General features: G+C 70.5%; 1 protein-coding gene. It reads right to left on the bottom strand.

Annotated features, from left to right (window positions below):
* The coding region (locus tag J0695_RS42205) for an ATPase, T2SS/T4P/T4SS family (protein ID WP_206970087.1) at window positions 1–431 on the bottom strand (431 nt) is incomplete at both ends.

Below are 431 nucleotides of genomic sequence, written 5' to 3'. Positions count from 1 at the left end.
AGGTGAGGTAGACGACGCCGTCGCTGGATGAGGCGATGAGGTGGTGGGCTGCCTCGTTCTGCATCCCGGCCTCGGTGCACAGCTGGACCAGCTGTCTGCTGATGTCGTGGGGCTGGCGGACGTGGAGGGTGCACATGGAGCCGGCGCCGCCGGCCGACATCGCCTGCAGCATGGGCAGGACTTCGGTGGAGCGGACCTCGCCGACGATGACGCGGGTGGCGTTGTAGCGCAGCGCGGTGGCGAACATTTCGGTGATGGTGCCCTCGCCGGCGGCGTTTTCGGCGCGGGCTTCGCCGTTGGACTGCCGGGCCTCGAAGGCGTAGGTGACGGGGCCGGGCTTGGGCCCGGGTTCGTCGAGGTAGAGCTCGCGGTCGGATTCGAGGGTGACCAGCCGCTCGGCGGGTGGGATCTCGCGGCCCAGGGCGCGGAGC

This window comes from Streptomyces beijiangensis (genome assembly GCF_017315755.1).
Classification (GTDB): Bacteria; Actinomycetota; Actinomycetes; order Streptomycetales; family Streptomycetaceae; genus Streptomyces; species Streptomyces beijiangensis.
Note: the sequence above shows the minus strand (reverse complement) of the source record. Positions and strands in the feature narration are given on the sequence as shown.